Raw genomic sequence first — 12,195 nt, 5'->3', positions numbered from 1 at the left:
GTACCCGAAGCATCATGGAACGGGCGGTCGGGGGTTGAAACCCCCGCCTACAGTCATTCCGTCGCTGCGCGACGGCCGTCGGGAACGGCAGGCACTGGTGCGACTGGAGCGTCGCGCAGCGACTGCAGGATCGTAGGCGGGGCTTTCAAGCCCCGACGCCGCCGCACGACGACATCAACATGCAATCGCCCTGGCGTGCCCGGCGTTGCCCTTGACCGATTCGTCGCGGTCTGCGTACCATCGTAGATGGGCGTCCGTCCACCGGACGCCTGAAAATCGAAGAGCGCAGACTCGGTACGACGATGCTAGGGGAGCCACGGGCTGAGAGTCCGCCGGTACGGCGGGCGACCCTTTGAACCTGACCAGGTTAGGACCTGCGAAGGGAAGCGGTGACCGAGACACCAGGTGTCCGCGGGACCGCTCCGGTTGTCTTACGCCAACGACATGGCGTGCTATCTCGGCGTGCAGTGGCGCGCGCCGAGTCCCAGGAGGGTGAACGTGGGCGACATGCTGGAGATTGCAGGCAAGACGTTCCGATCTCGGTTGATGCTGGGCAGCGGCAAGTTCCGCAACGCCGACGAGATGCGGAGTGCCTACGAGGCGTCCGGGACGGAGATCGTGACCGTCGCCATTCGGCGGCTGGATCTGGACAATCCGTCGAAGAAGACGCTCCTCGACGAGATCGACTGGACCAGGTACACGATTCTGCCGAACACGGCCGGCTGCTACAACGTGGACGAAGCCGTTCGCTGCGCCCGCCTGGGTCGCGAGCTGACCGGCTCGAATTGGGTCAAGCTCGAGGTGATCGGCGATCCGAAGTACCTCTGGCCAGACCCGGTCGGCACGCTGGAGGCCGCACGCCTGCTGGTCAAGGAAGGGTTCGTCGTGCTGCCGTACACGACCGACGATCCGATCCTGGCCAAACAGCTTGAGGACGCCGGCTGCGCGACCGTCATGCCGATGGCCTCGCCCATCGGCTCGGGCCAGGGCATCCCGTTCTTCGGCCGGATCCGCGTGATCGTCGAACAGGCGAGCGTGCCGGTCGTCGTGGATGCCGGCCTGGGCGTGCCGTCCGACGCCTCCATCGCGATGGAGCTGGGCGCGGATGCCTGTCTCGTCAACACGGCCATCGCGGAGGCCGGTAACCCGGCATTGATGGGTCAGGCTTTCGCCGAAGGCGTCCGAGGCGGACGCAACGCGTTCCTGGCCGGACGGATCGTGAAGAAGGCGTACGCGAGTGCGTCGAGTCCGTTGGAGGGCGTCATTCGGTGAGTGGGCGGCGGGCAATCCTTCCCCTTCCAGCGATCATGCTGGTCACCGACCGTCGGGCGTGCGACGACCGGCGGCTTGAGGACGTGGTCGAGGCGGCCCTGGACGGCGGCGTGAATGTCGTCCAGGTGCGCGAGAAGGACCTGCCCGCCATCGAGCTGTACGGCCTGACGATGCGCCTCCGGCAGCTCTGCGGCTCACGAGCCGTCTTGCTGGTGAACGACCGCATCGACGTGGCCCTGGCGGCTGGTGCACACGGCGTCGAGCTTGGCAGCGGCAGCCTCTCCACCGAGATCGCCCGGCGGCTGGCGCCCGATCTGCTGATCGGCCGCTCGGTTCACGACGTGGCGCACGCAGCGGAGTCGGCGGGCGCCGGGGCGAATCTGCTGGTCGTCGGGACGATGTTCGCCACGCGGTCGCACCCGGGGATGACGCCGGCCGGACCGTCGCTCGTTCGCAAGGTCTCGGCAGTGACCACGCTGCCGCTGGTGGGCATCGGCGGCATCACGGCGAACAACGCGCGCCAGGTCATCGCGGCGGGCGCGGCCGGCGTGGCGGCGATCACGTCGATCACCCAGGCGGCCGATCCGAAGGACGCGGCAGCACGGCTCGCAGCGGCCGTCAACGAGGCGTGGCCAACCGCACCGCTCCACCGCCGGCACTAACCCGATGTCGTCCCGCTGCGCGCAGAGAATCGAGAAGGGTTCAACGGTGATTCAGCTTACGGTCAATGGGAAGCAGCGCGAGGTCGAGCAGCCGGAGTCGCTGCTCGGTCTGCTCGAACAGATCGGCGTCGATCCGCGCATCGTCGCCGTCGAACGCAACGGCGACATTGTCAGGCGCGCCCTCTTCGGCGAGACGTCGATCGCGCAGGGCGACCAGCTTGAGATCGTGCGGATGGTCGGCGGGGGCTGAGACTTGCCCCGCCCGTCGATGCTCCCTGGCCGAACGGGCAGGCTCCTACCTGCCCGTTCGGCTGATGTGACGGCATCCCCGACGCCCTCACACTCTCCTCAACACCTGAGCGCATCGCATCGCCGAGCGCGCTCCTGAGGAGATCGAAGATGAGTGCCGAATCGAGCGGCGCATCGGCGCTGGCCGCGTTCTCGGATGCGCTCGCCGACGCCGTAGCCCAGGCCGGGCAGTCTATCGTGCGGGTGGACGGCCGGCATCGGCAGTCGGCCAGCGGCATCGTGTGGAGCGCGAGCGGCCTGATCGTCACCGCCGATCACGTGGTCGAGCGCGACGACGACCTGGGCGTCGGCCTGCCAGACGGCCGGACCGTGCGGGCGCGGCTGGTCGGGCGCGACCCGAGCAGCGATCTCGCGCTGCTCCAGGCCGATGCCGCAGACCTTACCCCGCTGGCCCGGTCTGACACGGCGCGAGTCGGCAGCCTGGCGCTGCTGGTGGCGCGGCCCGGCCCCGACATCATGGCCAGCCTGGGCACTGTGAGCGCCGTCAGTGGCCCGATCCGGACCCGGCGCGGTGGGCGCCTGGAAGGCTTGATCGCCACCGACGCCGGCTTCTACCCGGGCTTTTCCGGCGCGCCGCTGATCGTCGGGAGCGGCGCGGCGGTCGGACTCGCCACCTCCCACTTCCGGGGCGGGCGCGGCAGCGGCGTGGTCATACCGAACGCAACCCTTGAGCGATCCGTGGCGACGCTCAGCGCACACGGTCGGGTGCGAAGCGGCTACGTTGGCATCGGCAGCCAGCCCGTACAACTCCCAACGGGCCTGCGTGAGCGGGCTGGTCTCGCCGAGCAGGAGACCGGACTGCTGGTCGTGACCGTCGAGAGTGGCGGACCGGCTGACCGGGCAGGCCTCGTCATCGGGGACATCGTCGTGGCGTTCGCAGGCGAGGCCGTGCACGATCCCGGCGAGCTGCGCGACCTGCTCGGGCCGGAGCGCGTCGGCCAGCAGGTGGCGATGCGGATCCTGCGAGGCGGCGAGCCGCGCGACCTCAGCATCACCGTGGCCGAGCGAAACTCATAGCGGTACGCCAGGGTGCAGCGCGGCGCTGCGCCCTGGCCGATCTCGGGGCACAAGCGATGGGACTGACACGTTTCTCAAGCATCGTCGAGCGCGGCCTTGCCGAACTGGTTCAACGGGTCGGGCCGAGCGTCGTCGAGGTGCGGCATGGACACGGTATCGGATCGGGGATCGTGTGGCGGGCCGACGGCCTGCTGGTGACCAACGACCACGTAGCGCCAGGAGGCAGCGTGACCGTCGGGCTGCTGGACGGCCGGCAGCTCACCGGACAGGTCGTGGCACGCGACGGGGCGAACGATCTGGCGCTGGTGGTCGTGGACGAACGGCGACTCACCGCCGCGCGACACCGGGCCAACCCGGCGCGGGTGGGCGAGCTGGTGGTGGCGCTCGGTCACCCGTTCGGCGAGCGCTACGCGGCGGCGACCGGCATCATCGCGGCGTCCGGCCAGCCCTGGGAGGCGGGCCGCCGCGCGCTGATCCAGGCGGACGTGCCTATCGGGCCGGGCAGCTCTGGCGGGCCGCTCCTCGACGCCAACGGGTTCGTCATCGGCATCAACGCGATGGTCGGCGGCGGGATGGCCCTGGCCGTACCCAGTACCCTGGCCGAGCGGCTGGTGCAGGCGTACGTCGGGTACGCCGCGGCATGAGGCTGGCGTGATCGCGGTGGTCGTGGCTGGCCGGACGCCGTCCGTCCGAGCCGGGCTGACGGCGATGCTCGGGGAGAGCGGCCGCCTGCGTGTGCTCGGGTCCGTGCGGGCGCTGGACGACCCGGCCGCCGCGCCGCTCCTCGACGAGGCCGACGTCGCGTTGGTAGACAGCGCTGAGGCCGAGCCGCTCGCCGATTCGATCGAGATCGTGGAGGCAGCCGGGATCGGGCTGGTCGTGCTCGGAAGTGGCAGCCTCGTCCAGCAGATGCTGGCAGCGCGGCCGCGGGTCGGCTGGGGCCTGCTGCCGCGCGACGCCGACGCCGAGCAGATCGAGATGGCGCTTCAGGCGGTCGCGTCGGGGCTCACGGTGATGGGCCGCGAGAGCGCCGAGCAGATGCGGGCTCTCCCGGTCGCCCCGACTGGCGGGCTGGCCGTCGAGACGGTCGACGACCTCACGGCGCGAGAGCGTGAGGTGCTGGCGCTCGTCGCCCTGGGCCTGACCAACAAGGCCATCGCCCAGCGACTCGCGGTCAGCGATCACACCGTCAAGTTTCACGTGGCGGCTGTCCTGGCCAAGCTCGGCGCGGAAAGCCGCACGGAGGCCGTCAACCTCGGGCTGCGCCGTGGCCTGCTCAGCCTGTAGCCGTGGCCTGCTCAGCCTGTAGCCGTGGCCTGCTCACAGCCTGTAGCCGTGGCCTGCTCAGCCTGTAGCGGGCAGGCTGGGTGGCCGGGCGGGTACGTCAGGCTCCGAGCGCCGCCAGCGTCTTCTCCAGCGAGGCCGGGTCTTCGACGTTCAGGATCGTCACCGCCTGCCCCTTCGTACAGCGGGACACCAGGCCGGAGAGCACCTTGCCCGGCCCGACCTCGACGAAGGTGTCCACGCCGAACGCCAGCATCGCATCGACCGACTCGCGCCAGCGCACCTGTCCGGTGATCTGCGGGCGCAGCGCGGCGCGGACCGCGTCTGCCGTGGCGGCGAGCGACGCGGTGAAGTTCGAGACGACCGGAACCCGGCCGTTCGTGAAGGGCGCCCCCTCGAGGTTTGCGGCAAACGCTTCCTGCCCGGTGGCCATCAACGGCGAGTGAAACGCCCCGCCGACTGGCAGGTCCATGACCCGCGCACCCAGCGCTTTGAAGTCAGCGGCCGCCGCCTGCAGGGTCTCCACCGATCCCGAGATCACGACCTGACCCGGGGCGTTATCGTTGGCGTTGGCGATGACGCCGCGCCGCGCCCACTCGGCGATGAGCGCGTTGACGGCCGCCGGGTTCGAGCCGAGGATCGCCATCATGGTGCCGGGTGTCGAGGCCGCCGCCTGCTCCATCACCGCGCCACGCTGGATCACCAGCGGGAGTCCATCGTCAAAGCTCAGGACGCCCGCCCCGACCAGGGCCGCGTACTCGCCCAGACTGTGCCCGGCCGTCACATCCGGCTGGATGCCGCGCTCCTGCAGCGCGGCCAGCGCCGCGCAGTCCACCGCGAAGATCGCCGGCTGGGCGTTCGAGGTCCGGATCAGCTCGTCCTTCGGCCCTTCGTGGATCAGCTGACGCACCGCCGGCGCAAGCTCGTGCAGTCGGTCGAGCACCCGACGCGCCGCCGGCGAGACCTCAGCCAGCGCCTCACCCATGCCGATTGCCGCTGACCCCTGACCTGGAAACAGGAACGCTACCTTGCCCACGACCCGCTCTCCCTTGTGCGCCGCTGCGCCGGACAGGGGTCAGTGTACACAGCCGGTGGCCGGCGGGACGTGCCGGCGAGCACGCTGTCCCACAGGTCTGCCCGTTTCCCGGGCCTCGTGTGCGTACCTTCTGTCTCGGACGTGCTACCCTCGAAGATGGCCCTGCGCAGCCTCTCAGAAGGTGTGCACATGTGGTCCGCCAGCTACTCAATCGAACGTGATGGAGCGCGATTCGTGCTGAAGGCGCTGCGATGGCTGCTGTTGTCCGTGATGCTCGTCGCCGGGTGCGGCGATGTCCCCTCAATCACGATCCCGACGCGCTCGGCGACCTCGGCTGCCCCCCAGGCGACGCCCGGCCAGCCGGCCGCCCCGGCGCAGGGCGCAGTCGCCCCGTCACCGTCGCCGCCTCCATCACCTTCGCCGTCGCCCAGCCCGACAGCGGTGCCACCTACCCGCGTCAAGATCGGCACGTCGGCGTCGCTCGGCGGCTGGATCGTCGATGTGGCCGAGAAGCAGGGGTTCCTGGCCGGCCAGCGGATCGTCGTCGAGCGCAAAGAGACTGAGCCGGGATCGACAATGGCCGCCGAGGACGTCGAGAAGCGTGAGCGCGACATCGGCGTGGTGGCCACGGATCGGCTGATTCAGGTCGGAAAGAACGGCCAGAACCTCGTGATGGTCGCCGGCCTGGTGAACAAGGCGCCGTTCGCGCTGATCGCCGCGCAGGACGTGGCCGACCTGGCTGGCCTCAAGGGCAGGCCGATTGGCTACTTCGACGAGAAGAGCGCCGCCGCGGCCGTGCTCAAGCGGCTCCTCAAGGCTCGCGCGATCTCCGAGAACGATTCACGGCCGATCGCCTTCCCCGACCTGGGGGTCGTCGGCGCAGCGGTGGCGAACGGCACCGTTGGCGCGTCGTTTGTCGATCCAGTCCGGGCCGGCCGCCTGCGCAGCGCCGGCTTCAAGGTGCTGGCCGAGGCGAGCGACGCGGTCAAGGACTTCCAGGCTGAAGGGCTGGCCGTGCGGCCGGACTGGGCTCGACAGAACGAGGACACGCTGACGCGCCTGATCCGCGCCACGATCCAGGCCCAGCGCTGGATCGGCGACCGATCCAACAAGAGCGCGGCGATCAAGCTGCTGGCCGACTCGTTGGGGACCAACGAGGCCGAGGCGACCATCGTCTACGAGCAGTACGTCCAGATGCTCGACGCCATCCCGCGCGAGGGCGACATCGATCAGGCGGGCGTCCGGAGCGTCGTGGAGCTGCTGGGCGAGATCAACGCGGCCGGCGACCCGAAGCCTGACCCGGCCCGCCTGACCGACACGTCCGCGCTCCAGCGCGCGAAGCAGTCTTTGCCTCGGTAATGTTCATCAATTGTTCACAGGCTTGGCGGGGCGTGGTACACTTGCCCTGCGGCCCCTCGGCGTGGTGGAGCGCGCCGACGGCCAGCCTCACCAACGGCCAGATCGGTGATCGACTCGCGAGACGGCGCGGACGCGCGTGCGGAGATCTCGGCCCGCAAGGGTGAGCATCTGTCGATCATCGCCGGGCAAGACGTTGCCAGCAGGACGCGCCCCGGCTGGGACGATATCAAGCTGATTCACCAGGCGTTGCCCGAGATCGATCTCGACGAGATCGACCTCACGACGCCACTGCTCGGGTTTCGGTTGCGTGCGCCCCTCGTCATCGCCTCGATGACCGGCGGCCACCCGGATGCCTACACCATCAATCAGGTATTGGCCAAGGCCGCGCAGGCGTACGGGCTGGCGATGGGCGTCGGCAGTCAGCGGGCGGCCCTGCGCGACCCGCACCAGCGGCGTACCTACGCCGTCGCCCGCCAGGAAGCCCCCGACGCGTTCCTCATCGGCAACATCGGCGCGCCGCAGTTGATCCCCCAGCACGGCGCGCCCGGCCTGACGGTCGAGGAGGTGCGGGCGTGCGTCGAGATGGTCCAGGCCGACGCGCTCGCCGTTCACCTGAACATCCTCGAAGAGGCCGTGATGCCCGAGGGCGACCGGCAGGCGCGCGGTGTGCGCGACGCCATCACCGCGCTGGTATCCGAGATGACGGTCCCGCTCATCGGGAAGGAGACCGGAGCCGGCCTCTCGACCGACGCCGCCCTGGCACTGCGTGGGTGCGGCGTGCAGGCGCTCGACGTGGGCGGCCTGGGCGGTACCTCGTTCGCAGCGGTCGAGGGTGCTCGTGCCGCGTTGGTGGGTGACCGGCGCGGCATCCAGCTCGGCGAGGTCTTCCGAGACTGGGGCATTCCCACGGCGGTCTCGGTGACGCAGGCGGCCCCGGCGGGCCTCCCCATCATCGCGACCGGTGGCGTCCGGACCGGCCTGGATGCCGCGCGAGCGATTGCCCTCGGTGCGACGGCTGTCGGCGTCGCGCGGCCGCTGCTGATGGCCGCGCTCCAGGGATACGAGGCGGTCGCGGCGTGGATCGAGCAGTTCCTGATCGAGCTGCGGACGGCGATGTTCCTGACCGGCTCGCGGACGCCACCCGACCTTTGCCATCAGCCACGGGTGATCGTGGGCGAGACCGGCGTCTGGCTGGGGCAGCTCGTACCGCGCGACTGACCGCTCTTGCCGCGCCCGCTCACTTTCCGCACCCGCTCAGGGCCGTCCTGCGGGGTGACCGCACACCACCGTGTTGCCGAATCGCGCTATCCTGGTGCCAACCAGGATAGCGCCGCGGATCATCCGCAGAGCGGATGGCGGCACGCGAGGAAGTGGGTGGCCGGCCGGTCCGTCCGCCCGCGAGCGGGAGGCGTCTGATGCCAGATGCGCGCCGGCCGACGATCCAGACCGACGTGTTCTCTCACGGCGAAGGCTCGATGGAGCGGCCGGGTAACCCGACGCGCCGTCCGCCGGATGGTGGCAGCGGCAAGTTCGGGCGCATGTTCCCGCAGCTCGACCACCTGGAGGTCGACGAGCGTGCGCTGATCGAGCTTGGCCTCGCCATGAACGAAGGGGCCGCCAGCACCGATCCGGACGGCGACAACGCTGGCGTGGCGGCCGGGTTCACCTACCTCGGCCAGTTTATCGACCACGATATCACCTTCGATCCGACCTCCCTGAAGGAGCGGCGTGTCGATCCGCTGGCCCTGGAGAACTTCCGGACGCCGGCCCTCGACCTGGACAGCGTGTACGGGGGCGGCCGCGCCGTCCAGCCGTACCTCTACTGCCGTCGGCCGGACGACACCGACCTGTTCGAGATCGGGCAGACGGTCCCCTGGAAGGTGCGCGGCGACCGGACGTTGCGGGCGCTGCCGCCGTTTCCGAACGATCTCCCCCGCGCCAGGAGCGGGCTGGCGATCATCGCGGACCCGCGCAACGACGAAAACCTGATCGTCGCGCAGCTTCACCTGGCGATGCTGAAGCTGCACAATCGGGTCGTCGCCGGCATCCGGCGCGACGAGATCGACGTGAAGGACATCCCCGGCGAGTCCGTCTTCGACCGTGCGCGGCGGCTTGTCGTCTGGCACTACCAGTGGGTCGTGGTCCACGACTTCCTGGGGCGGCTGATCGACCGTGACGTGCTGCGGGCCGAGCTGACCTCCGAGACGACGATCTACGACGACGCAACGTACCCGTTCATCCCGGTCGAGTTCTCGATGGCGGCCTACCGCTTCGGGCACAGCATGGTGCGCGAGGCGTACGACTTCAATCGCGTCTTCGGGTTTGGGCCGGATGCCGTGACGCCGGCCACGCTCAGCCTGCTCTTCCGCTTCTCGGGGCGCTCAGGGAGCCGTTCGGGGGACGGTACTGATCCAGTGCCGATTCCCAGCGACTGGATCATTGATTGGCGGCGCTTCTTCGATTTTGGGCGGCTGCTCGATGGCGCGCCGCGCCCGACCCTGAGCCGCAGGCTCGATCCGCTCCTCGCGCCGACGCTGTTCCGGCTGGTCAACGTCGGGAACCCCGCCAGCGACGATCCAGCGGATCGGTCGGCGGCGCTGCCGGTCCGCAACCTTGTGCGCGGCCAGCGGGCGGGGCTGCCGTCAGGCCAATCGGTTGCGGCGCACTACGGGATTCGGCCGCTCGGCCCCGGGCACCTTGGCGACGACTCCCCGGCTGGACGGGTGCTCCGCGCGCACGGCCTGCTGGAGCAAACGCCGCTCTGGTTCTACGTACTCAAAGAGGCGGAGGTGCTGGGCGGCGGCCAGATGCTTGGCCCGGTCGGCGGCCGCATCGTGGCCCAGGTGTTTGCCGGCCTCCTCCGCAACGATCCCGATTCGTACCTCTCCGCGCCGGATGGCTGGCAGACGACGCTCTTTCCCGACGCCGACATCACCATGCCGCGCCTGCTGCAGCTCGCCGGCGATGTCAATCCGCTTGGCGACCGTCCACTGGTCGGACCCGGCGGCAACCGGCCGTTCGCCATCCCACAAACGGCGCGCCCGGTCGTGGCCGTACAGGGTGCCGGGTACGCTAACGTGCTGGCGAGGCGACGACCGTGACGGTCGTGAGCGTCACACCCTTGGGGTCGTCGCGGCCGGGCTCGGCCCCCTGAACTGTCGAGTCCATGAACCGGCGGGCGCGCGGATCGTAGAGGCGCATCGAGAGGCTGTACTCGCCCGGCTTCGTCGTGCGCGGCAACCGCATCAGCGCGCCGAGCGACATCGTCCGGCCGTCGCTCCAGCCGGCCGACCCCGGCCCGAGGCCACCGATCGCCAATTCGTCGCTCTTCCAGGCGTCGCCGTCCGAGCCGCGCAACTGGAAGACGGCGCGGTAGCTGGCGGCCGGCTTGCCCACGGCGACCAGTTGGACGTTGACGGCGCTGACGTCGCCCGGCGCAAGCTGGGGGTGGTCGAAGCCAAACGCCTGGATGCGGATGCCACCCTCGTACTCGGCCTGCACCGGGCGGGGTGTGATGCTCGCCAGTGCAGCCGTTGCCCGCGCGACGCGGTCCGGGCGCACGTAGAGCGTCGGGATCGCCTCGCCGTCGGCCGCGTAGGCGCGCACCGCCACAAACGAACGGTCGACCCAGCTCTTGACCTCGCGCATCGTCGTGATCTTGTCAGCCCACAGCAGAACAGCCTGCGCGTTGTAGCGCGTCGCCTCGGCGATAGTGTCCTCGGGGGTCAGGGAGCCGGCCAGGACGCGCGTCACCGACGACTCGACCAGCGGCGGCGGCACGAGCCGTCCGGCCCGGAACGTGATGTACGGATGATCCGTGACGATCATCTCGGTCGGGTCGGTGATGGCGCGCAGGGTGGACGCCGCCTCGGGGTACCAGTAGGCCGGCGGCTCGTTCTCCAGCGGGTCCGGATCGAGCAGGAGATCGGCGTTGCGCGCCACGACCGACGGCGCGAACACGAGGTAGGCAGCCAGCCCCAGCGCCGACAGGCCGATAGCCGCGCGCGGCAGCCACGGCTGGTTTGACGGAAGGCCAGTCCGCCGCGCTTGACGGAACAGCGCCCAGGCCTGTCCGGCGCCGCCGGCTGCCAGCAGGGCGGCCGGCGGGATCAGCGTCACGATGTGCTTGCCGTGCAGCGGGGTGTGTACCAGCAGCAGCAACAGCGAGGCGGGCAGCCAGATCAGGATCGGCAGGGCAGCGGCGCGCAGCCGAGCCAGCAAAATGATGCCGCCGGCGACGGCAAACGCAAACAGTCCGGGCCGGTCCGCCGACAGCTCCTCCACGATGCGCGACCAGTTCCAGCCGATCCCACGGCCCTCGGCGGAACGACTGCGGAGCCGGAAGGCCACCACCTGTTCGAGGATCTCCGAGAACCCGATCACCAGCGTCGGCAGGACGATGCCGGCGGCCGTCACGGCGACCAGCAACGCGACGTTCCGCCAGCGTCGCTCGGCCCGCAGCAGCACCGCCAGCCCGACTGGCGCGCAGACGGCCAGCGTCACCGGCTTCAGCAGCAGGCTGAACGCCGTCAGCAGCGCCGCAGCGATCAGCCAGCGGTCGCGGCCCGTGCGGCTGAACATCAGCGCCGCGCCTACCGCCAGGATGGCCGGCGCCTCGGCGGGCACCTCGGCCAGCGCCAGCCGGGAGAACTTCAGGTAGGTGGGCGAGAGCGCCACCAGCAGCCCGGCCAGCACGGCCGCCACTCGGCCGCCCAGCAGGTGACCGACCCAGTAGGTCGCCGCGATCCCGATCAGTGAGAAGATGACGATGCCGCTGCGGACCGCTTCGAGTGAGCCGCCGGCGGCCGTTCCGCCGAAAAGGGCATAGCTCGGGTAGATAGCGTAGAAGAGCAGCGGCCCCTGGTTACAGAAGATCTCGACGCACGGCCGGTAGCCGGCCGCCATCAGTTGAAGCTGCGCGGCGCGGATACCTTCCGGAAACGAGATCGTGTAGAGGTCGAGGTTCGGCAGCCGGGCCAGGCCGGCCGCCAGCACCAGCAGCCCGCACAGTGCCAGGTCGATGGTCGGCCAGCGCCAGACACGCCGCTCAGCCTGAGGCGACGAGCGTAGCCCAGCGGCTTCGGCGGCGACGGTCACGGCGGCTCCAGGCGCGGAGGTGGCGGATCTCCCGGCGGAATCGTGCTGCCCCGGGGCCGGCCGATTCTACCAGAGGCCAGGCTGGTAGCTCCGATCTTTCCCAGGTTGCTTCCTGGATCTGACGGCAGTGGCGGCGGTTCGGATCCGACGGTGAGGCAT

The 12,195-nt window shown here is 70.2% G+C and carries 11 protein-coding genes and 1 riboswitch; of the genes, 9 read left to right on the top strand and 2 right to left on the bottom strand.

The genetic code is table 11. The features are described 5' to 3' along the window. The first annotated feature begins 297 nt into the window (after window positions 1-297). Window positions 298-402, top strand: a riboswitch (TPP riboswitch). Between the two features lie 105 nt (window positions 403-507). The 6 genes from IT306_01390 to IT306_01365 all read left to right on the top strand — a co-directional run bounded on the left by IT306_01390 (window position 508) and on the right by IT306_01365 (window position 4,547). Continuing rightward, window positions 508-1,272 (top strand): thiazole synthase, encoded by a 765-nt coding sequence (locus IT306_01390; GenBank protein ID MCC7367042.1) that lies wholly within the window; start codon window positions 508-510, stop codon window positions 1,270-1,272. A gap of 35 nt (window positions 1,273-1,307) precedes the next feature. Further along, window positions 1,308-1,934: a thiamine phosphate synthase gene (thiE, locus tag IT306_01385; protein ID MCC7367041.1), complete on the top strand. Its 627-nt coding sequence runs from the start codon at window positions 1,308-1,310 to the stop codon at window positions 1,932-1,934. Window positions 1,935-1,938: 4 nt separating this feature from the next. Continuing rightward, window positions 1,939-2,184 carry a sulfur carrier protein ThiS gene (gene thiS, locus IT306_01380; protein ID MCC7367040.1) on the top strand — a complete coding sequence of 82 codons (246 nt, stop codon included), beginning with the start codon at window positions 1,939-1,941 and terminating at the stop codon, window positions 2,182-2,184. A 149-nt stretch (window positions 2,185-2,333) separates the two neighbouring features. Beyond that, on the top strand, window positions 2,334-3,260 hold the full coding sequence (locus IT306_01375; protein ID MCC7367039.1) for a trypsin-like peptidase domain-containing protein: 927 nt from the start codon (window positions 2,334-2,336) through the stop codon (window positions 3,258-3,260). 56 nt (window positions 3,261-3,316) lie between these two features. Then, entirely contained in the window at window positions 3,317-3,904 is a 588-nt protein-coding gene (locus tag IT306_01370; protein MCC7367038.1) for a trypsin-like peptidase domain-containing protein, read from the top strand. Between the two features lie 7 nt (window positions 3,905-3,911). Next, window positions 3,912-4,547, top strand: a complete 636-nt coding sequence (locus IT306_01365; GenBank protein ID MCC7367037.1) for a response regulator transcription factor — start codon at window positions 3,912-3,914, stop codon at window positions 4,545-4,547. 97 nt (window positions 4,548-4,644) lie between these two features. On the opposite strand, the gene fabD is transcribed toward IT306_01365, so the two are convergent. Continuing rightward, window positions 4,645-5,580 carry an ACP S-malonyltransferase gene (fabD, locus tag IT306_01360; protein ID MCC7367036.1) on the bottom strand — a complete coding sequence of 312 codons (936 nt, stop codon included), beginning with the start codon at window positions 5,578-5,580 and terminating at the stop codon, window positions 4,645-4,647. 234 nt (window positions 5,581-5,814) lie between these two features. On the opposite strand from fabD, the gene IT306_01355 reads away from it, so the two are divergent. The 3 genes from IT306_01355 (at window position 5,815) to IT306_01345 (ending at window position 10,040) form a co-directional block, all read left to right on the top strand. Next, the gene (locus IT306_01355; protein MCC7367035.1) at window positions 5,815-6,939 is read left to right on the top strand and encodes an ABC transporter substrate-binding protein; all 1,125 of its coding nucleotides are present in this window, start codon (window positions 5,815-5,817) and stop codon (window positions 6,937-6,939) included. A gap of 105 nt (window positions 6,940-7,044) precedes the next feature. Next, window positions 7,045-8,157, top strand: coding sequence for a type 2 isopentenyl-diphosphate Delta-isomerase (locus IT306_01350; GenBank protein ID MCC7367034.1), 1,113 nt, complete (start codon window positions 7,045-7,047; stop codon window positions 8,155-8,157). Window positions 8,158-8,354: 197 nt separating this feature from the next. Continuing rightward, window positions 8,355-10,040 carry a peroxidase gene (locus IT306_01345; protein MCC7367033.1) on the top strand — a complete coding sequence of 562 codons (1,686 nt, stop codon included), beginning with the start codon at window positions 8,355-8,357 and terminating at the stop codon, window positions 10,038-10,040. On the opposite strand, the gene IT306_01340 is transcribed toward IT306_01345, so the two are convergent. Beyond that, window positions 10,012-12,036, bottom strand: a complete 2,025-nt coding sequence (locus IT306_01340; GenBank protein ID MCC7367032.1) for a glycosyltransferase family 39 protein — start codon at window positions 12,034-12,036, stop codon at window positions 10,012-10,014. The two genes, IT306_01345 and IT306_01340, sit on opposite strands and share 29 nt — an antisense overlap. Between the last annotated feature and the right edge of the window lie 159 nt (window positions 12,037-12,195).

It is taken from the genome of Chloroflexota bacterium (assembly GCA_020850535.1).
Lineage (GTDB): Bacteria > Chloroflexota > UBA6077 > UBA6077 > JACCZL01 > JADZEM01.
This window is presented reverse-complemented; position numbering and strand designations above follow the sequence as displayed.